This is a genomic window from Pandoraea sp. SD6-2, from assembly GCF_000389825.1.
In the GTDB taxonomy this organism is placed as follows: domain Bacteria; phylum Pseudomonadota; class Gammaproteobacteria; order Burkholderiales; family Burkholderiaceae; genus Pandoraea; species Pandoraea communis.
In genome coordinates this window covers 145,315-166,987 of record NZ_KB944452.1, presented here as the reverse complement: position 1 = coordinate 166,987, position 21,673 = coordinate 145,315, and the positions used below count along the sequence as shown (strand labels likewise).

Genomic DNA, 21,673 nt, shown 5'->3' with positions numbered 1-21,673 from the left:
GAAGGCGACGCTTACCGCTTGCCGGCCGCCAATTCGTGAGCGTCGAGCCGATACAGTACGTGGCGGCGCAGCCGGTGACCCGGCGGAATCAAGGGGTGCAGAAAGTCTTCGTCGGGGCAGTGCCGCATACCGATGCGCTGCATCACCGCTCTCGATCGGACGTTGGCGGGTACGGTGAACGAGACCAACCCGTCGAGGCCCAGTGTGCCAAAGGCGAACTGCGCCGCGGCGCTCGCCGCTTCCGTTGCATATCCCTTCGACCACCACGCCGACGCCAGCCGCCAGCCGATTTCCACGGCGGGCACGAAAGGGGCATCGAAGCCGACGCGCATCAGACCGACGAAACCGGCGAACGGCGTCACGCCTGGAATCTCCAGCGCCCATGGGCCATAGCCATGCATCTCGATGTGTTGCGCCAGCCGGTGGGCGATGGCGTCGCTCTGGGCCCGATCGAGCGTTGTCGGAAAGTGGCGCATGACTTCCCGATCGGCGTTGAGTGCGGCAAAAAGCGGCAGATCTTCCGTGCGCCACTGACGCAAGATCGTACGCTCGGTGGTGAGCGTCGGCGCGGGCGTGCCGAAAGGGGAGTGCGAGTCCACGGCAATGGTCGAAGTCGTCATGCGTTCAAAATCCCTGTTGAATCAGTGCGAATTCCGTTGGCAATTGCCGATCGAGATAAATCAGGATTTGCTTAATTGCATTCGTGAAAATGCGGTTTTCCCGGCGGTAAGCCTTGCCGAATGGGGCTCTGCGGGCAATCGCATGCAGACGGATTGTCCAATCTCACGAGGCCTATCTTACGAAAACTCTTTCGATTCGGGAAATGACATCGGCGCATGAGACTGACGTATACGTCAATAAATCGAAAGGCGCGCCGGTTTGTCCCGATTTATCGGTGTCTCGACGCTCGGAGGGCCATCGGGGCATATTGCCGCCGATATCGCGAAAAGGTGTATTGCGAGCAACCATGGGCATGGCATCCGCAGACACCAATGGGACGTCGGACGAAAGCTGCCTAATTCCTATGAAAAATTCTCATCCCCGGGATATCCGCAAATCGCGGCGTCGGACGCGAATAGTCCGAATGAGCACAGTGCTTCGGATAACGGAATGATCGGATTGCGCTTAAATATTTAGGATCGTATATCTTGTGGCGATCAAATGATCGAAATGCCGATGTCGTGGATCTGAGAGCGCTTGGCCGGCGAATGCCCGCCAAATCATGCAGGATAGCGCGTGGACCCATGAGGCCGCGTGGAGTACTGATCACTATCTGACGAATTTGTTCCCTATTGCGACGTAATTGACACCGCTTATCGAGAAATATCGGCAACGCGGGGGTGGTAGTAATCCTGGATTCATGCCCCGATCCCGTGCATTTTCTGAACCGCCGATCAGACAATTCAATGAAATTTTCGCGTTCGCAGGCTCACTTGATGGAAATGCCGTTTTCAAATTATTAAAACTCGTGCTATTTTAAGTGGCGATCCATTTTTAACAACGTAAGGACACGCCAGATGGCAAGCTATAAGGAACTCGTCGCGCAACGCGAAAAGATCGAAAAGCAAATCGAAGAGGCCCGGACCCGCGAGGTGGCTCAGGTCATCGCCGAAGTCAAACAGAAGATCCAGGAATACGAACTGACTGCTAAGGATCTGGGTCTTGCCACGATGGATGGCCGCCGCCGCGCCGTTCGTGCACAGATTGCGCCGAAGTATATGAATCCGGCCACCGGCGAAACGTGGTCGGGCCGTGGCCGTGCGCCGAAGTGGGTCGGAAAGAACAAAGAGAAATTCCTGATCAAGTAATTCGCCGGTAAACGCCGGACTGGCATTGCCGGTCACATGCCAGGGAGGTCGGGGAGCCGATAGTCGCGATGACACCTTAATGTCATCGCGTCTTGCCATCTCCATCGTGTCCCTGAGAGCAGTAAAGCAGCAGCCCAGTAGTCGCATTACCCCCCAACCTTGGATCGCCTGGCTGTGGCTTGATGTGATGCATTGCCTGAAAAGTCAAAACCCGCCGTTCGTTTATCGACGGCGGGTTTTTTCATTGCGCGGGAATCGGCGCGTAGGACGTGCGGCAAGTGAAGCAGTCAGCGCCCGATTCGACGCCGCTGTCCATCCCGCATCGGGAGCTTACTCCGCACCCGGATCGTCCGGCGGGAACATCAACGTGACCTGCAAGCCGCCCGAGGAACGGTTGCTGAACGATACGCGTCCGCCCAGTTGCTGGGTGAGCTTGTCGACGATGGCGAGGCCCAGTCCGCAATGAGCGTTGCCGCCGCGTGCCGGGTCGAGGCGCACGAAGGGGCGCACGATCCGGTTGATGTCTTCATTTGGAATGCCAGGCCCGCTGTCTTCGATCACCAGACGCCAGCCGCTGGCGTCTTGCGACGTGCGGATCGCGAGCGGTGCCCGGCCGTACGTCACCGCGTTGTCCAGCAGGTTGTTCACGATTCGCTCGAGGTAGGTCTGCCGGAGCCGGAAGCCCGGCCCGGCCTGCAAATCCAGCTCGATGGTGTAGCCCTGGTCGAGGAACGGCGCAATCAGGGCGGGAATACGAGCTTCCACCGGCGACGCTGCGCTATCCATTTCGATGCCACGGGCAAACAGCAGGAACTGATCGACGATCCGGGTCATGGATTCGGCGTCGCGCGTAATGCCCTCGCTCGTTTGCACGTCGTCGATCATTTCGGCGCGCAGGCGCAATCGTGCGAGCGGCGTCTTCAGATCATGGGCGATACCGGCCAGCATCGTGTTGCGCTCGCGGTCGGTCTGCACAATGTCCTGACTCATGCGGTTGAAGCGTTCGGTGAGTTGACGCAACTCCAGCGGACCGCGCTCTTTGACCTGCGTTCGAACGCGATGGGTCGCAAGCTGTTCCGCTGCCGCTGCCATATCCCGCACCGGGCGCTGCAACTGCCAGGCGGCAAACAGCGCGAAGATCACGGTAATGCCGAGGACGACGGCCAGTCCCGGCAGGATCGTGGCGGTGCCCGGCGGGTTGCGCACGGCCAGTACCGGCGTGGCGATCCAGTAGTCGCGGCCCGGCAGGCGTGCCCAGATGCGCGGCGGCGGGGTGCGCTCCACGCGCAGTTGCGTGCCGGCCGGCAGACGCCGGGCAAGTTCGGTCGTCAGGCGGGTATGCTTGTTGGTCGGCTCGAAGACATCGCCATGCGAGAGCGAGACAGGTACGACTTGCACGAGGTCGGGCAGCGTGAGCGTCGAGTTGCCGTCATGCACTTCCGACGCGGCCTTGATGATGAACGCCATTTGCTCGGCGGCGTTCTGCACGCGCGTGTCGTCGTGATCGCTGCGCAGGATCGTGAGATACGAGAAGTGGCTGATGACCAGCGCGGCGATGATGAGCAACGCCAGCCGGCCAAACAGTGTGTCGAATCGGCCTTTCATGCAATGCTCCGCATATGGGCCGGGGTAAGCGGTATCGGCGTCATGCCGGAGTCCTTCTCAGACCGGAAGAGGTACCTTCGAACAGGACGGTGACAAACGGCCGCCTCCGGAGCCGGTCTATCAACCGGTGGCCATGTCGGCGCGTTGGCCGTCGGGAACGAAGATATAACCGCGCCCGCGCACGGTCTGGATGAAACGCGGGCTCTGCGCGTCTTCGTCGAGCAGACGGCGCAAGCGCCAGATCTGTACGTCGATGCCGCGGTCGTTGACGTCGCTGTCTGCGCCGTAGAGCAATTCGATGATGCGTTCGCGAGAGAGTACCTGCATGGCATGGTTCACCAACAGGCGCAGCAAGCCATATTCGCCGTCCGAGAGCGTGAGCAACTGCGCGTCCCGGGTCAGTGTGCGGCTGCGGAAGTCGAGCACGAATGGGCCGAACGTGTAGTTCTCGCGCTGCTCGGGCACGGCAGCGTCCGGCGTTTTGCGACGGCGCAGCACGGCGTTGATCCGGGCCAGCAACTCGCGCGGGCTGAATGGCTTGCCGAGATAATCGTCGGCGCCGATTTCCAGTCCCACGATGCGGTCGATCTCGTCGCTGCGTGCCGTGAGCAGGATCACCGGCACATCGTCGTTACGCGCACGCAGGTCACGCAACGCGGTCAGTCCGTCGACCTTGGGCATCATCAGGTCGAGCACGATCAGGGCCGGACGCTCACGCTCGAGGCGCGCGGCCAGCCCGTCGCCGTCGTGCATCACTGCCACCGAGAAGCCATGGCGGCTCAGATACTCGCGCAGCAGATCACGCAGATCGGGATCATCGTCGACAACAAGAATCTTCATATTTGTTCTGACAGGTAGTGTCGTCATGATAGAGGGCTCCCCACGCGGCTTTACACGCGTTTTGTTTCCGGGCATTACAGCCTTGGTCGCCTGTAACGATGCGTAATAATAGAGCCTGCTTTGATTACGCACGAATTTCGCCCACATCATGCAAACTTTGCGCAGCGCAATATGCCGCTGTTCGATCGGAAAATTCGGCACGCCCAATCGCACATCTCGTGCTGCGAGGGCGCTGCGACAAGGCATTGCAGGAGACAGACGCGACGCAGTAGCGGATGCAGCACGGGCGGCGACGCGAACCATCCGCCGTGCCGCCGGTCTCTTAGCCGCAACCCCAACGCTTGCCCATGGGGAAAGCTGCTGTAATCATCGGCCTCATCGGCCTTACACAACGGTCTGCTATGCTGATCAGCCAAAGCTGGCGCAAGGCGCTGGTTGGCACGATTCCGGCGCTCCCATGCCATTTGCCGCGCCGCAGCAATCAGACAAGAAAGTATCCCCGTCCTCATTGGACGACTCTGCTAACTACTCCGCTGTTACGAGGAAGTCATGACCGAGCACGGTCCCCACGGTTCGGAACAACCGAACGGTTCTGATCGGCCCACATCCCCCACGTCCGGGGCGCAACGCAACGCAGAAGCGGCCTACACGCCTTCACGCACGCGCCGCTGGCTCGTGCCGGGCGTGATCGCGCTGTTTGTCGTGCTCATCGCGGGGGGAGTCTATTACCGTCTGCACTCGCAAAGCGCGCAAAAACCCGCGCAAGCGGGCGGCCGGGCGGGTATGGCCGGGGCCGGTGCACCCGCCACGCCGGTCACGGCGGTCGAGGCGACGACGGGCGATTTGCCGGTCTTCCTCAACGGACTGGGCACCGTGACGCCAACGCGCAGCGTCACCGTGCATTCGCGGGTCGATGGTCAGCTCATGAAGGTGCACTTCAAGGAGGGCGACATGGTCAAGGAAGGTCAGGTGCTCGCCGAGATCGATCCGCGTCCGTTCCAGGTACAGGTCACGCAGATGGAGGGGCAACTCGCGCGCGATCAGGCGCTGCTCAAGAACGCCCAGCTTGACCTTGCCCGTTACGAGACCCTCCTCAAGCAGGACTCGATTGCCGGACAAACCGTCGATACCCAGCGCGCGCTCGTCAAGCAGTACGAGGGCACGGTCAAGGCCGACGAAGGCCTGCTCGGCAACGCCCGTCTGCAACTGAACTATGCGAGCGTGAGCGCGCCGGTCTCCGGGCTCGCGGGGCTGCGTCAGGTCGATCCGGGCAATATCGTTCACGCTTCGGACACTAACGGTATCGTGATCATCAACGAGGTCACGCCGATCACCGTGGTCTACACCATTCCCGAAGACAGCTTGCCGAAGGTGGTCAAGCGCGCGCGCGGCGGCGAGACGCTGCTCGTCGAGACCTTCGACCGTTCCGGCAAGATCAAGCTCGCGAGCGGCAAGCTCGCCTCCATCGACAACCAGATCGATACGACGACGGGGACCGTCAAGCTCAAGGCCGAGTTCGCCAATGGCGACGGCCTGCTGTTCCCGAACCAGTTCGTCAATGTGAAGATGCTCGTCGACACGCTCAAGGGCGCCACCCTGATTCCGAGTGCGGCCGTGCAGCGCGGCACGCAGGGCAGCTTCGTCTACACCGTGCAGCCGGATCAGACGGTCAAGCTCAAGACCGTGAAGCTCGGGCCGACCGACGGCACCCATGTGGCAGTGGAGTCGGGCATTGTGCCCGGCGAGAAACTCGTGATCGACGGTATGGACAAACTGCGGGATGGCGCCAAGGTCGAGGTGATCACGGCCGCGAGCCGCGCGGCGGCCGTCGCACCGCGCGCCCCGGACGAGAAGCGCAACGGCAGCGGCGGGCATCGCCGTCCGGCGCAATAAGACGGCGTCGCGTGAGCCCGCGCGACGCCTTGCGCACTCAAGCCCGACCACGCCCCCAGAGACGCCCTTCGACGTAGCCAATGAATCCGTCCCGCCCGTTTATTCTCCGACCGGTCGCCACATCGTTGCTGATGCTGGCGATCCTGCTCGCCGGTTTCGTCGCCTACCGGTTGCTGCCGCTCTCGGCACTGCCGGAAGTCGACTATCCGACCATTCAGGTGGTCACGCTCTATCCGGGGGCGAGTCCGGACGTCATGACCTCGTCGGTCACGGCTCCGCTGGAGCGCCAGTTCGGCCAGATGCCGGGCCTGAACCAGATGTCCTCGACCAGCTCGGGCGGCGCATCGGTGATCACGTTGCAGTTCTCGCTCGACCTCGGGCTCGACGTCGCGGAACAGGAAGTGCAGGCCGCCATCAACAGCGCCAGCAACCTGCTGCCGAGCGATCTGCCGATGCCGCCGATCTACAGCAAGGTCAACCCGGCCGACACGCCGATTCTGACGCTGGAGATCATGTCGAAGACCATGCCGTTGCCCAAGCTGGAGGATCTGGTCGACACCCGCGTCGCGCAAAAGATCTCGCAGTTGCCCGGCATCGGTCTGGTGAGCATTTCGGGCGGACAGCGCCCCGCCGTGCGTATTCAGGTCAATCCGCGTGCGATCACGTCGTATGGACTCAGTATCGAGGACGTTCGCACGTCCATCGCGGCGGCCAACGTCAATCAGGCGAAGGGGAGTTTCGACGGTCCGCTGCGGGCCTCGACCATCGACGCCAACGACCAGCTCGCTTCGGCCGACGAGTATCGCAATCTCGTGATTGCCTACAAGAACGGCGGCCCGATCCGGCTTTCCGACATTGCGGAGGTCGTCGACGGCGCCGAGAACACCAAGCTCGCCGCGTGGGCCGATGCCACGCCGGCCATCGTGCTGAACGTACAGCGCCAGCCCGGCGCGAACGTGATCGAGACGGTCAACAAGGTCAAAGCGCTGTTGCCGCAGTTGCAGGCCGCGCTGCCGGGCAGCATCGACGTCAAGCTGCTCACCGACCGCACCACGACGATCCGCGCCTCGGTCTCCGACGTGCAATTCGAACTCATTCTTGCCGTCGCCCTCGTGGTGATGGTGATCTTCCTGTTCCTGCGCAACGTCTCGGCAACCCTCATCCCGAGCGTGGCTGTGCCGCTGTCGCTGGTCGGCACGTTCGGCGTGATGTATCTGGCGGGCTTTTCGATCAACAACCTGACACTCATGGCGCTCACCATCGCGACCGGCTTCGTGGTCGACGACGCCATCGTGATGATCGAGAACATCGCGCGTTACATGGAGCAGGGGGAAAAGCCGTTGCAGGCGGCGCTCAAGGGCGCGGAGCAGATCGGCTTCACGATCATTTCGCTCACGTTCTCGCTGATCGCCGTGCTGATTCCGCTGTTGTTCATGGGCGACGTTGTCGGTCGCCTGTTCCGCGAGTTTGCGATCACGCTGGCGGTGTCGATTCTGATCTCCGCCGTGGTCTCGCTCACGTTGACACCCATGATGTGCGCGAAGCTGCTGCGTCACGTGCCGGAAGAGAAGCAGGGCAAGTTCTATCGCAAGACCGGCGAGATATTCGACCGCATCATCGCGAAGTACGGCGAATGGCTCACGTGGGTGCTCGACCGTCAGTTCGCGACGCTGCTCGTCGCGCTGGGCACGCTCGTGCTCACGGTGCTGCTGTACATGTGGGTGCCGAAGGGTTTCTTCCCGGTGCAGGACACGGGGGTCATCCAGGGCATCTCCGAAGCGCCGCAGTCGATCTCGTTTGCGGCGATGGGCGAGCGGCAGCAGGCGCTGGTCGCTGCGGTGCTGCAAGATCCGGCCGTCGAATCGGTGTCGTCGTTCATCGGTGTGGATGGGGTGAACGCCACGCTCAACAGCGGGCGTCTGCTCATCAACCTGAAGGACAAGGGCGTGCGCGGGATCGACGCCTCGGAAGTCATCCGGCGCATTCAGCCCGAAGCCGCGAAGGTGCCTGGCATCACGCTTTACATGCAGCCGGTTCAGGATCTGACGATCGAAGACCGCATCAGCCGCACGCAGTACCAGTTCACGCTGCAAGACCCCAGTCTGGATACGCTTGGCGTCTGGGTGCCGAAACTCGTCGACAAGCTGCAACACGTGCCGCAACTGGCGGACGTCACGAGCGATCTGCAAGTCAACGGCCTGCAAGCGTACGTGGAGATCGACCGCGATACGGCGAGCCGTCTGGGCGTCACGCCGTCCGCCGTCGACCAGACGCTTTACAGTGCGTTCGGCCAACGGCTGATTTCGACGATCTATACGCAGGCGTCGCAATACCGCGTGGTGCTCGAAGTGGCAGAGGACTTCCAGCGCGGGCCCGACGCGCTCAAGGGCATTTACGTCGCGTCCTTGTCGGGCGTGCAGGTGCCGCTCACGTCGTTTGCGAGGGTCGTGGAAAAGCCCACACCGCTGGCGATCAACCATCAGGCGCAGTTCCCGTCCGCGACGATCTCTTTCAACCTCGCCCGCGGCGCGTCGCTGGGCGACGCCGTGAAGGCGATCACCGCGGCCGAGCAGTCCATCGGCCTGCCGGTGAGTACACAGACGACGTTCCAGGGCGCGGCGCAAGCGTTCCAGGCGTCGCTCTCGAACACCTTGTGGCTGATTCTCGCGGCGGTCGTGACGATGTATATCGTGCTGGGCGTGCTCTATGAGAGCTACATCCACCCGATCACCATTCTGTCGACGCTGCCGTCGGCCGGCGTGGGCGCGCTGCTGGCGCTTATGGTCTCCGGCAACGACATCGGCATCATCGCGATCATCGGCATCATCTTGCTGATCGGTATCGTGAAGAAGAACGCCATCATGATGATCGACTTCGCGCTCGAGGCGGAGCGCCAGCATGGCATGGCGCCGCGCGAGGCGATCTATCAGGCGTGTCTGCTGCGTTTCCGTCCGATTCTGATGACGACGATGGCGGCCGTGCTGGGCGCGCTGCCGCTCATGCTGGGCGCCGGGGTGGGCTCCGAGTTGCGTCAGCCGCTGGGCATCACGATGGTGGGCGGGTTGATGGTCAGTCAGGTGCTGACGCTGTTCACCACGCCGGTGATCTATCTGTGGTTCGACCGTTGGGCCGCGCGGGCGCGCGCCTGGCGTGAGCGGCGCTTCGGACCGTCGGACGATCACGAGCAAGGCGATCATGGCGATCACGGCAACCCGGGCGGCGGCGCAGGCCCGGTCACGACGGACGGCCCCGCACAATGAACCTGTCGGCCGTCTTCATCCGGCGCTCGGTCGCGACCGTTCTGCTCACCATCGGGGTGACGCTCGCGGGCATCGTCGCGTTCGGGCTGCTGCCTATCTCGCCGCTGCCGCAGGTCGACTTCCCGACGATCTCCGTTTCGGCCTCGCTGCCGGGCGCCAGCCCCGAGACGATGGCCGCGAGCGTGGCCACGCCGCTGGAGCGTTCGCTTGGCCGTATTGCCGGCGTGACGGAAATGACGTCGAACAGTTCGCTGGGATCGACGCGCATCACGTTGCAGTTCGATCTCTCGCGCGACATCAACGGCGCGGCGCGCGACGTGCAGGCGGCGATCAATGCCGCACGTAGCCTGCTGCCGTCGGGGTTGCCCAGCAACCCGACCTATCGCAAGGTGAATCCGGCGAGCGCGCCGGTGATGATCATTGCATTGACCTCCGAGAGCATGACGCGCGGGCAGATGTACGACGCGGCGTCGACCATCCTTGCGCAGAAGCTCTCGCAGCTCGAAGGCGTGGGCGATGTGACGGTTGGCGGCAGCTCGTTGCCGGCGGTGCGCGTCGAACTCAACCCGACAGCCCTCAACAAGTACCAGATTCCGCTCGAGACGGTGCGTACGGCAATTCAGGCGGTCAACGCGAACCGCCCGAAGGGTGCACTCGAAGAGGGCGACCGGCGCTGGCAGATTCTCGCCAACGATCAGGCGAAGACGGCGAAGGAATACCTGCCGGTCATCGTCGCATATCGGGAGGGGCGGCCGGTGCGTCTGGCCGATATCGCCGATGTGGTCGATTCGGTTCAGGACTTGCGCAATGCGGGGTCGGCCAACGGCAAGCCGTCGGTGCTGCTCGTCATCACGACGCAGCCCGGCGCAAACATCATCGAGACGGTCGACGGCATCAACAAGATCCTGCCGAATCTGCGCGCCTCGATTCCGGCCGCGATCAATCTCGACGTCGTGATGGACCGCACGCCGACTATCCGCGCGTCGCTGAGGGAAGTCGAGCGCACGCTGCTGATTTCGATTGCGCTCGTGATCCTGGTGGTCTTCATCTTCCTGCGGAACTGGCGGGCAACGCTGATTCCGAGTGTGGCCGTGCCCGTCTCGCTGATCGGCACGTTCGGGGTGATGTACCTGTGCGGCTTCAGTCTCGATAACCTCTCGCTCATGGCGCTCACCATCGCAACGGGCTTCGTGGTCGACGACGCCATCGTGGTGCTGGAGAACATCTCGCGCCATATCGAAGAGGGGCTGAGTCCGTTCGCGGCGGCGCTCAAAGGCACGCGCGAAGTGGGCTTCACTGTGCTTTCGATGAGTATTTCGCTGATTGCGGTGTTCATTCCGCTGTTGATGATGGGCGGCATTGTCGGCCGGTTGTTCCGTGAATTCGCGGTCACGCTCTCGGCGGCCATCATGGTTTCGCTGGTCGTCTCGCTCACGACCACGCCGATGATGTGCGCACGTCTGCTCAAGGGCAAGCCGGCACCGGGTGTGCCGGCCGGCACGGCGCCCCTCGCACCGGAGCCGCCGCCGCGCCCGTCGCTCTGGACACGCCTGGGCGCCTGGACCGAGCGCGGGTTCGACGCGATGTTGCGCGAGTACGAGCGCTCGCTGTCATGGGCGCTGCGCCATGGCCCGCTGATGCTGCTGATTCTGTTCGCAACGATCTGCCTGAATGTGTGGCTGTACACCGTCGTGCCGAAGGGCTTCTTCCCGCAGCAGGACACGGGGCGGATGATCGGCTTCATTCAGGCCGATCAGGCGATCTCGTTCCAGGCGATGGAGAAGAAGCTCGCCGACTTCATCAAGATCGTGCAGGCCGACCCTGATGTGGCGACCGTCACGGGCTTTACCGGCGGCTCGAACCGCAACGGCGGCTCGATGTTCGTCACACTCAAGCCGTTGGGCGTGCGCAAGCTCTCGGCCGATCAGGTCATCGCGCGCTTGCGCAGCAAGCTGGCGAAGGAGCCGGGCGCGATGCTCTATTTGCAATCGGTGCAGGACATTCGCGTGGGCGGGCGCTCCAGCAATGCGCAGTATCAGTACACGTTGCAGGCGGACGATCTTCAGCAGTTGCGCGAGTGGGAGCCGAAAGTGCGCAACGCGATCTCGCGTCTGCCGAACCTCGTCGACGTGAATACCGACCAGCAGGACAAGGGGTTGCAGACGACGCTCGACGTGGACCGCGATCAGGCGTCGCGCCTCGGGCTCACGATGAGTCAGATCGATAACGTGCTCAACGACGCCTTCGGGCAGCGCCAGGTCTCCACCATCTACAACCCGCTCAATCAGTACAAGGTCGTGATGGAGGTGGCGCCGCAATGGTGGCAAAGCCCCGAGTCGCTCAAGGACATCTATGTGGTGACGTCGGCGGGGGCGCAAGTGCCGCTCTCGGCGTTCGCGCGTTACCACCCGACGAACACCGCGCTGGGGGTGTCGCACCAGGGGCAGTTCGCGGCGAGCACGATTTCGTTCAATCTGCCGCCGGGGGTCTCGCTGTCCGAGGCACAGGCGTCGGTCAAGGATGCCGTGGGCCGGTTGGGCATGCCCACGTCCGTACAAGGCAGCTTCCAGGGCACGGCGCAGGCCTTCCAGTCGGCCCTGTCGTCGCAGCCGATCCTGATCCTGACGGCGCTGCTCACGGTGTATATCGTGCTGGGCGTGCTCTATGAGAGCTACATCCATCCGCTCACCATCCTGTCGACATTGCCGTCGGCGGGCGTGGGGGCGTTGCTGGCCCTGCTGCTGTTCAACACGGAGTTCAGCATCATCGCGCTCATCGGCGTGATTCTGCTGATCGGTATCGTGAAGAAGAACGCGATCATGATGATCGACTTCGCGCTCGATGCCGAGCGGCGTCGGAACATGTCGCCGCGAGACGCCATTTATCATGCGTGCGTACTGCGCTTCCGGCCGATCATGATGACGACGATGGCCGCCATGCTCGGTGCGGTTCCACTGGCACTGGGCACCGGCGACGGCGCGGAGTTGCGTCAGCCGCTGGGGATCTCCATCGTGGGCGGCCTGCTTGTGAGCCAGGTGCTCACGCTCTACACGACGCCGGTGGTGTATCTGTATCTCGACCGCGTGCGCATACGCTGGGCGCGATGGCGTGCACGTGGCCAGACCGGCCATAGCGACGTTGGGGAGGTGGGCCGTGGCTGATGCCGTTCGTCGCCCGCGCTGCGGGCTTTCCTGTGCGCTTTCCGACGTGCTTCCCGACGTGCCACCCGGCGTGTTCTCCGAAACTTCCGTCCCGGCCGATGGGCCGATGTATGCCATGTCCCAACCCCTGAAACGTCAAGTCTCCACCGTTCGTTCTCGCGCGGGAACTGCCGCGCCAGCGCGGCAAGGGCGGGGCGGGGCGGCATCTGTGCATGCGCGCCGTACCGCGACATTCCTGGCCGCGAGTGCTGTGTTATGGCTCGCGGGCTGCGCCGTAGGGCCGGACTATGTACGCCCCGACGTCGAGGCGCCGGCTGCGTTCAAGGAGACCGGCGACTGGAAGCTGGCCGAGCCCGGCGACGCGATGTCGAAGGGCGAGTGGTGGGCGATCTATCAGGACCCCGTGCTCTCCGAATTGATGGCGCAGGTCGACGTCAACAACCAGAACATCAAGGTTGCCGAGGCCAACTACCGCCAGGCACTGGCCGTGGCTTCGCAAGCCCGTTCTGCCTTCTTCCCGACGATTGGCGCCGATGCGGGCCTCACGCGCGCCAGCTCGCGTGTGAGCAACACGGCGGTGAGCGGATCGGGCGTGGGCGGCATCTCGAACAGCTATAGCCTGTCGGGTACGGCGAGTTGGGAGCCGGACATCTGGGGCAGCGTGCGTCGCTCGGTCGAGGCCGGTAACGCCAGCGCCGAGGCGAGCGCGGCCGATCTGGCCAATGCACGTCTGTCGGCGCAGGCGTTGCTCGCGCAGAATTACTTCGACCTGCGGGTGACGGATGCGCAGAAGGCGTTGCTGGATCGCACGGTCGCTACCTATGAGCAAACGCTCAAGCTGACGCAGAACCAGTACGCTGTCGGCGTGGCGCAGCGCTCGGACGTGATTCAGGCGCAAACGCAATTGCAATCGGCACAGGCGTCTGCGATCGATATCGAGGTGACGCGGGCGCAACTGGAGCACGCGATTGCGCTACTCGTCGGCAAGGCCCCGGCGGCGTTCGCGCTGACGGTCGCGCCATTGCGCGCCGCATTGCCGCCGGTGCCGGTCAGCCTGCCGTCGACATTGCTGGAACGCCGGCCTGACATCGCGGCGGCAGAGCGGTCGGTGGCGGCGGCCAACGCGAAGATCGGTGTGGCCAAGGCGGCCTTCTTCCCGGCGCTCACGCTCGCGGCGACGGGGGGGTTCCAGAGCAGCAGCTTCGCCAACTGGCTGACGCTGCCGAGCCGCTTCTGGTCGGTTGGTCCCGCGCTGGCGGCTACGCTCTTCGACGGCGGTTTGCGCCGTGCGCAGACCGACGCGGCCATTGCTGCCTACGACGCGCAGGTCGCGACCTACCGTCAGACCGTACTGAGTGCGTTCCAGTCGGTCGAGGATAATCTCGCCGCGCTGAACTATCTCGGGCGAGAGTCCGTCGTGCAAAATCAGGCCGTGCAGTCGTCACGCGACGCGCTGCAACTGATCCTCAATCAGTACAAGGCGGGTACGGTCAGTTTTCAGAACGTGTTGACCGCGCAGGCGACTGCGTACACCACGGAGCGTACGGCGTTGACGATCCTCGGCCGTCAATTCACGGCAAACGTACTGCTCGTGACGGCACTTGGTGGTGGTTGGCATGGACTGCCGGCCGAGGGAGCGAACCGTGGTGCTCCGGAGGTTGGGGCGATGTCCGACGTCGCGAGCCCGGCCAAAAGCGGTGACGCACAAGAATGATGCGCAGGCAGGGCGCCCTCGCTACCGGCCGGCTGCGTTCGCCTTCAACCGGCAAGCGCTGCGCACCTCATATCGTCCGGCGGCGCATTTTCCGACGCATGTGAGAGCGGCCGCGAGCGCGCACAGGCAGCCTCCAACGGGCACAGCATCTGTGCCCGACCGCCTGGACGACGAGGAGGCCGCCCAGCTCGACATGATGTTGCTCCCCCCTCCCTAGCTGACAACCGACTATCGTTCGGGTTCCGGCGTCGCAGTGGCTCGCATTACAATACGGCCCGAACGCGTACGGCATTAGTAGAAGATCACGTTCACATTTGGCACGCGTTTTTGGACAAGACCAATAAATCCAGAGGATTTTCCCGTGGTTTTCAGCAGCATCGCCTTTTTGGGATTGTTTCTCCCAATCACTTTGGCCGCGTACTTCCTGACGCCCCGTCCGTGGCGCAATTTCACGCTCGCGCTGGCTAGCATCGTCTTCTATGCCTGGGGCGAACCTCGCTTCTTGATTTTGATGATCGTCTCCATCGGAATCAACTTCCGTTTGGCCATCGGCATCGATCGGGCAAAGAATCGGCGAAGAATGGTTGGTTGGGGCGTGGCCATCAACCTCTTTGTATTGGGCGTGTTCAAGTATGCGGCTTTCATCGTTGATAATCTGAACGCGGTTTTGTCCCCGCTTGGTGTGGCCCCACTTGTGTTGCGACCGCTGCCCTTGCCAATTGGCATTTCGTTCTACACCTTCCACGCGATCTCATACCTGGTCGACATCTATCGGAGAAACGCACAGCCGAATCGAAGCATCGTCGACTACTGCCTGTACATCACGCTGTTTCCCCAACTGGTCGCGGGCCCGATCATCCGATACAAAGACATCCAGTCGCAACTTCGGGCACGAGTCGCCCGCCTCGACGACGTGTCTGCCGGGGCGCTGCGCTTCACGATGGGTCTCGCGAAAAAGGTGCTTATCGCCAATCAGCTCGCGATAGTGGCCGACGCAGGCTTTAACGTGCCGCCCGGCGAATTGTCCGCGTCCGTCGCCTGGTTTTCCCTCCTGTGCTACACGCTGCAGATCTACTTTGATTTCTCTGGGTATTCCGACATGGCGATTGGACTGGCGCGCATGTTTGGTTTCCGGTTTCCCGAGAACTTCAATTACCCGTATGCAGCCAAGTCGATGCAAGATTTCTGGCGCAGATGGCACATCTCCCTGTCGACCTGGTTCCGCGACTACGTGTACATCCCACTTGGTGGTAATAAGGACGGCGCCCGCAGAACGCTGTGCAACCTCTGGATCGTCTTCCTTCTCACTGGATTCTGGCACGGCGCAACTTGGAATTTCCTGCTTTGGGGGGCCGCGCACGGTACCTTGCTGACACTGGAAAAGATCGTGCCATCGAACGTCGTTTCGAGATCCGGCGTCTGGCGATGGGCTCGCCACGGCTATGTCGTTCTGGCTGTCATGTTGACGTGGGTGCTATTCAGAAGCGACACCACCACGCACGCCCTCAACTACTTCGGCGCGCTCGTCGGCATGCCAACGGCTACCGAACCTTCAGTGACCGTGTCGATGCTCTTTTCCACCCACCTTGGTTGGCTTATACCGACCGCCGTCATGTTGGCGGCTGGCTTCTACCCTTGGGCACTTGAACGCTTCGCGCCGGTCCGTGATTGGCTCGTCGCGCGCAGCGTTGACGGTTTCGTGGCGGCAGCATTTGTTGCGCCAGCGCTAATCTTTGCAGCTATGTCGATCGCACTCGGGCAGTACAACCCGTTCATTTACTTCCGCTTCTGATCCGACATGCTTGAAAACGCAGAACTCCGCCAACGGGCACAACGGTCCTACACCTGGCTCAGGAAGCTGAACCGGGCGGCCGTGCCGCTCGTATTCTTTGCGCTTATCGCGCTCCCCATTGTTTGGTTTGGCCGGGCCAGTTTCACCCCGGCCCCACTTCACGAAAACCGAGTACTGGAACCGTTCCCAGACTTGTCGCTTCATTCGCTGCAGCGGCTCGAGCGCTGGTTCAGCGATCGCTTCGGAATGCGTGACGCACTCGTGTATTACGGGTCGCGGCTCCAGATGGCACGCACTGGATCTCCGACGAACCAGGATGTCGTCGTTGGCCCTAACCAGTGGCTCTTCTACGATCAATACTACGTGCCCGGCCAGCCTCATTTTGCCGATCTGCAGGGCAAGGATCCACTCTCGCAGGGGCAGCTACGCGAAATTACCGAGAATCTGCGAGTTACGCAAAATGCCTTGGCGGCATGCCGCATTCCGTTCTATCTCATCGTGGCGCCAGATAAGCAGTATGTCTATCCAGAACAACTTGGCGTTCACGTACGCGCCGGCGTCACCATGCAGTTGGACCAGCTAATCGACTATCTCAAGGTCGAACTCCCGGAACTCCGTCTTGCGGATCTCAGACCCGCCCTGGTAGACGCAAAGCGGACTTCGCCATACGAAATGTACAAGCGTACGGATACGCACTGGAATTCCCTGGGGGCGTTCTATGGCTATCGGGCGTTGGCCGATCGGTTCGTCCGGGACGGCATCATTCCGTCAGCCCCGGCGGCAACGTTGGACGCCTGGACAGTCACGCAATCGCCGTTCGACCAGGGGGACATCGCCATTTCTCTGCTGTCTCTTCCTGGGTACTTCAAAGACTTCAACACCCACTTTGAGAAGCGCACGCCGAGACTTTCCCAATGGGTGGGCGCTCCAGCAGACGCGCCTCAACGCAACGACTCGATATTCAGCGAGAACCGCTCTGGACACGGGGGACTTCTGCTCTACAAAGACTCATTCAGTGGCGAGCTCATGCCGTTCATCGCCGAAGACTTTGCCAACACGTGGGCGTATCTTGGACGAGATATGGACGGCGATGAAGTTCGCCGACGCAAGCCCACTGTGGTTGCCTTGCAGATTGTCCAACGAAATATCAAAACGCTTAGCAACAGCCCACCGAAGAACATGGTGGACCTTTGCAGAAATTGAAAAATCCTACAGCGCCCCAGGCGTTTCACGCCGTTGCAGGACGCTGAGGCATCAACACGCTGGAGGACCACAGAATGCCGTTCAACAATCCGACGGTTGACGCAGCAGCACGCTTCCGTATGGAGGCGATCGAAGCAATCGTCTCGCGTAACCCCCGCGGCAGACCATGGTGATGGCGGAGAAGTTTGTGCGCACCCAGTGCTATCGCAAATGAGTCGCTGAGTGGGAAACAACGCTCGGGTCAATGACAATTCGACGAATATCGCGCATAACAACACCGCCTCGGCCCTGCAGAGCATCGAAGCGCTTCGAACCGCTATCATGGGGCTAGACTTCAAAACTCCGGCCGCATCGACGGCGAGGCCATTGCTCGAGCACTCTGTCCATCCTTCGAGGTTGGCCGGCAGGGGGCGGCCCCCAATCAAAATTTCATTGACATGAAACTCTTGGCTATTTCCGGTAGCGCACGCCGGAACTCCACCAATACTGCGTTGCTGATGGCGATGAAGGACTTCGTCCCGGCCGACGTCAAGCTGTCTGTTTTTCATCGCCTGGACACCTTGCCCGTCTTCTCACCTGACTCAGAGGGAAACAATACACCGCAGCAAGTCATCGAGTTTCTGGAACTCGTATCAGCTTCCGACGGCATCATTATCTCGAGTCCCGAGTATGTAAGAGCGATTCCAGGTGGCCTGAAAAACGCAATCGACTGGATGGTTTCTCGATTTGAAACCGTTGGAAAACCCATCGCTCTTGCACACGCATCTCATCGAGGCGATGAGATGCTTGCATCTCTGCGGCTTGTGCTTTCGACCGTTAGTGACGGCTTCCTTGAGCCCTTGTTCCTACGGGTCCCTCTTATCGGTAAATCTCCAGAGGAGATTGCCGATGTGCTGTCTCTACGCGGGTATGGGGCACAAATATCGGCGTTCTTGTCTGACTTCGTGGAAGCCATCCGTCCAACCTGTGGCGAACAGGCTGGTTCGTTCTCTTGATCCGATCTCGGTGTTTAAGGTAATTCCGAACTTCACAATCGGAATGCCGGAAACGCCCGTGGTAAATCCTTCTGATGCCGGTGACGCGAGTAGCACGAACTGCCGTGCCATGCGGCCAAGCAATTTCACCTCCGGGCGAGTGCCGTCAAGCCGTTAGGCTGCAGTGCCCGCTCTATCGGGCAGCATGCGGGCGTCTCGCCCGTTGACCACACCGCGTGGCAGGAATGCCCGTCCGAATCGACTATGTGACGTTTCCCATCCGGTCGGCACGATCCCTTTTTGCCAGAATGAACGCGCTTCGATGCGATGACAGGCGCGAAGCACCGTGCGCGCGTTGCGGCGGTGACGGTGCTGTCAGATGACGAAAAAAGAGAGGGGGCAACGATGACGATCAATGTCGTGGTCGCAGATGACCATCCGATTGTGCGTTATGGAATACGACGTCTGCTCGAAGAGCGGGAAATGATTCATCTGGTCGGCGAGGCGGGCAATTCGTCGGAACTCGTGAATTTGCTGGCCAAGGCGCCCTGCGACATTCTGGTGACCGATTTCTCGATGCCGGGGGGGAACTTCAAGGACGGGCTTTTTCTTATCGGTTACGTGCGCCGGTATTTTCCCAACATCAAGATCATCGTCGTCACGATGCTCGAAAACCTGGCGATTCTTCGCGGCATGCTCAAGCTTGGCGTGCATTCGATTCTCTCGAAGCTCGACGAGCAGAGTTCGATTGCCGACATCGTTTGTGTGGTGGCGGACGGCAGCCGATACATTCCGGCGGGGCTGGCGACAAGGCTGCACGACTCGGTGGTTGACGACGCCGAGATCGATGCGTCGAAACTCTCGGGCCGCGAGGTAGAGGTGGTGCGGCTGTTCGTCTCCGGCCTCACGATCAGCGAAATCGCGTTCCAGCTCAGCCGTAGCGTGAAGACGGTCAGTTCGCAGAAGACCAACGCCATGCGCAAGCTCGGGCTGGACCGTGACGTCGATCTCTATCACTACGCCATGCGCACTGGCATTACCTGAGGGACGGCTGCCGGCCAGATGCCCCAAATATCAGGCCGGCAACCGAATTCCCCGCATATCGCGCAGGATCAACTCGCCCGCCCGAAGCATCTGCTTGAGCTGATGCACCACCTGTTTGATTTCCTGAACGTGGGTCTCGGAGGCGTCCGGTTGCTGCTCTTGCGCGACGACCAGCGCGTCCAGACGCCGCGTGTAATCGCGCATCGCATCGCTCGCAGCCTGCGTGTCGGTCGGCACCGACGCCGCCGGTGCCGCGACCGCCTGCGAGAGCAGATCGCTGATGGCGGACACGACCTGCCCCAGCTCACCGCTCTTGTCGGCGGCAATCTGGCGCGGCAGCACGTCGGCCATGCCGGTGATGTACGACGCCATCACATGGTTCTGCACCAATAGATCGTTGAGTTCACCGACTGAAACCTGTTTGGACTTCGGCTCAAGCATCATGCGTTTGAAGGCCGCGCCGAAATTCCCGAAGGCGATATGCATGTCCTTGCGCGCCATGCGATAGGCGAAGTCGTCACGCTTGCCCTCGCGACCGGCACACGATTCGAGATAGGCGCGCGTCGACTGCACGGCTTGCCGGATGAGCGGCCCCATCAGCCGGTATTCCCAGTAGGGGAACAGATACGAGCAGACCAGCGCCACGGCCGAGCCGATCAGCGTATCGATGGCGCGCTCGCCGATCACGGACAGCGACCCGGGCAACAGGAAGTGGAACAGCAGCAGCACGTAGGACGACATGAATACGACCGACAGGCCGTAGTTGAACAGCGACAAGCTGTTACCCATGACCATGCAGAAGAACATGAGCGCGAGCAGCATCCAGGGCTTGTGCACGAAGGACAGAATCAGCAGCACGCTGACGCAGCCCAGAAGCGTGCCGGTCAGACGCTGGGCGTTCTTCTGCTTGGTCAGGCTGAAGCCGGGCTTCAGAATCACGATGATCGTGAGCAGCACCCAATAGCTGTGCGCCTGTCCGGCGAGCAGTGACCAGTTCTCGCAAATCATGAGTCCGGCCGAAATGGCGATCGTCACTCGTAACGCGTGGCGAAAGCTCGGCGACGAAAATGTCAGATTCTTCCAGAGCAATTTCGGCGAGAAGCTCTGCCGTGACGTGAAACGCAGAAGTGCCTGATCGATCTGCACTTCGGTAGCCGCGCCCGCCGTCGCGAGGTTCGTGTTGCGGTGCATGCGCTCCACGATCCGCGTGCTGCTCCACACGCGGCGGAACGTGCTGGTGAGCGCCTGGTAGGCCTCGGGCGCACGCTGCGGCAGCGACTGCTTGCGCATCAGCTCGATCTCATACTCGATGGCGCGGAATTCCGCGCGCCAACTGCGTTGGGCTCGCGACGGTTCGTTGGTGGCGATGGCGTAACCGATGGCGTCCACTTCATTCGCGATCTTGCGGATCATGTCGCGGAAGAACAGAAGTACGTCGTTGTTGGCGAACTCCCGGCGCAGCATCGGATAGTCGGTGTGCACCGACACCACCACCTCATGCAGATCGACGATGTTGATGAACAGGTTGAACAGCATCGTGCGGCGCGGTTCGAGCGTGCCGCTGCGCAGGCGTGGAAGATTGCGAAGAATGATTTCGCGCGCAGCCTGCTGTTTTTCCACGACATTGACCTGCGACGCGATCAGGCGCCGGTAGCAGTCGTCGATATCGGTCGATGTATCGTAGAACGCCGCCTTGGCTTCCAGATACTCCGCCGTGACGAAGAAACACTCGGCGAGCGTTTGCTGTTCGATGCGAAACCACCAGACGCGGCAGACGATGAGACTGAAATAGGTGTACCAGAGACCGCCTGCCAGAACGGCGCCGGCGTCGAGCACCGCCTGATGTCGCGTCAGATCGGCTTCGACATTGAGCACCATCATCATCAGGCAGGCAAAGCTCACCATCGACGCGCGATAGCCGTAGACCACGAGCATCGACAGGCCGAAGGTCAGAATCAGCGAGGTGATCCAAAGCTGCCACGGCTGCGCCGCCGTGGCCATGCCGGTGATCAGGACGGTGAGCGCGCCGAGCAGCGTGCAACTGAGCAGTTCCGTGTGCTTGTGACGCAGTGGCCCGTTGATGTCGACCACACTCGCGCACAGGGCTCCCGAGGCGACTTCGATGCCGAGCAGGTGCTGGTCCATCCCCCAGAAGAGGACGAGGGCGGGCAGCACGACCCCCACTGCCTGACGAGTGCCGCTGAAAAAGTAATGGCTATATAGGAACTTCTTGATATCGGTCTGGTAGTCCATGCGTCGGGTGCGAGAGTTCCGCAGCAAAGGCGGCTACGCCAAGGGGTAGGGCGCGGCGCAGTGAGAGTCTAGCCGAAGCCCCGGGCGCCGCGAAGAGGGGATACCGCCGGTTACATGCGGCGCGGG

14 protein-coding genes are annotated in these 21,673 nt (G+C 61.8%); 10 read left to right on the top strand and 4 right to left on the bottom strand.

The genetic code is table 11. From position 1 onward, the window contains the following. Positions 1–11: 11 nt before the first annotated feature. Positions 12–620 (bottom strand): GNAT family N-acetyltransferase, encoded by a 609-nt coding sequence (locus C266_RS15705; RefSeq protein ID WP_010807064.1) that lies wholly within the window; start codon positions 618–620, stop codon positions 12–14. Between C266_RS15705 and C266_RS27495 the strand changes: the two genes are divergently transcribed. Beyond that, positions 604–840: a hypothetical protein gene (locus C266_RS27495; protein ID WP_144265841.1), complete on the top strand. Its 237-nt coding sequence runs from the start codon at positions 604–606 to the stop codon at positions 838–840. The two genes, C266_RS15705 and C266_RS27495, sit on opposite strands and share 17 nt — an antisense overlap. 677 nt (positions 841–1,517) lie before the next feature. Continuing rightward, complete coding sequence (locus C266_RS15700) at positions 1,518–1,808, top strand: H-NS family nucleoid-associated regulatory protein (RefSeq protein ID WP_010807063.1); 291 nt, start codon at positions 1,518–1,520, stop codon at positions 1,806–1,808. A gap of 330 nt (positions 1,809–2,138) precedes the next feature. Here the strand turns inward: C266_RS15700 and C266_RS15695 are convergent, their stop codons facing one another. Together C266_RS15695 and C266_RS15690 are read right to left on the bottom strand one after the other, a co-directional pair. Then, positions 2,139–3,413, bottom strand: coding sequence for an ATP-binding protein (locus tag C266_RS15695; protein WP_010807062.1), 1,275 nt, complete (start codon positions 3,411–3,413; stop codon positions 2,139–2,141). A gap of 120 nt (positions 3,414–3,533) precedes the next feature. Next, entirely contained in the window at positions 3,534–4,253 is a 720-nt protein-coding gene (locus tag C266_RS15690) for a response regulator (protein ID WP_036663232.1), read from the bottom strand. 549 nt (positions 4,254–4,802) lie between these two features. On the opposite strand from C266_RS15690, the gene C266_RS15685 reads away from it, so the two are divergent. The 8 genes from C266_RS15685 (at position 4,803) to C266_RS15650 (ending at position 19,294) form a co-directional block, all read left to right on the top strand. Continuing rightward, complete coding sequence (locus C266_RS15685) at positions 4,803–6,146, top strand: MdtA/MuxA family multidrug efflux RND transporter periplasmic adaptor subunit (protein ID WP_010807060.1); 1,344 nt, start codon at positions 4,803–4,805, stop codon at positions 6,144–6,146. An 80-nt stretch (positions 6,147–6,226) separates the two neighbouring features. Beyond that, a complete protein-coding gene (locus tag C266_RS15680) occupies positions 6,227–9,406 on the top strand; it encodes an MdtB/MuxB family multidrug efflux RND transporter permease subunit (protein ID WP_010807059.1) in 3,180 nt (1,059 codons plus the stop codon). Then, positions 9,403–12,567 carry a multidrug efflux RND transporter permease subunit gene (locus C266_RS15675; RefSeq protein WP_010807058.1) on the top strand — a complete coding sequence of 1,055 codons (3,165 nt, stop codon included), beginning with the start codon at positions 9,403–9,405 and terminating at the stop codon, positions 12,565–12,567. Before C266_RS15680 ends, C266_RS15675 begins: the two co-directional genes overlap by 4 nt. Positions 12,568–12,682: 115 nt before the next feature. Then, positions 12,683–14,281 carry an efflux transporter outer membrane subunit gene (locus tag C266_RS15670; RefSeq protein ID WP_246831196.1) on the top strand — a complete coding sequence of 533 codons (1,599 nt, stop codon included), beginning with the start codon at positions 12,683–12,685 and terminating at the stop codon, positions 14,279–14,281. A 361-nt stretch (positions 14,282–14,642) separates the two neighbouring features. After that, entirely contained in the window at positions 14,643–16,073 is a 1,431-nt protein-coding gene (locus C266_RS15665) for an MBOAT family protein (RefSeq protein WP_010807056.1), read from the top strand. Positions 16,074–16,079: 6 nt separating this feature from the next. Further along, positions 16,080–17,276, top strand: a complete 1,197-nt coding sequence (locus C266_RS15660) for an alginate O-acetyltransferase (protein WP_010807055.1) — start codon at positions 16,080–16,082, stop codon at positions 17,274–17,276. A gap of 437 nt (positions 17,277–17,713) precedes the next feature. Then, positions 17,714–18,271 (top strand): NADPH-dependent FMN reductase, encoded by a 558-nt coding sequence (locus C266_RS15655; protein WP_010807054.1) that lies wholly within the window; start codon positions 17,714–17,716, stop codon positions 18,269–18,271. 384 nt (positions 18,272–18,655) lie between these two features. After that, the gene (locus tag C266_RS15650; RefSeq protein WP_010807053.1) at positions 18,656–19,294 is read left to right on the top strand and encodes a response regulator; all 639 of its coding nucleotides are present in this window, start codon (positions 18,656–18,658) and stop codon (positions 19,292–19,294) included. Positions 19,295–19,324: 30 nt separating this feature from the next. Here the strand turns inward: C266_RS15650 and C266_RS15645 are convergent, their stop codons facing one another. Beyond that, positions 19,325–21,547 carry an FUSC family protein gene (locus C266_RS15645; protein WP_010807052.1) on the bottom strand — a complete coding sequence of 741 codons (2,223 nt, stop codon included), beginning with the start codon at positions 21,545–21,547 and terminating at the stop codon, positions 19,325–19,327. Positions 21,548–21,673: the final 126 nt, after the last annotated feature.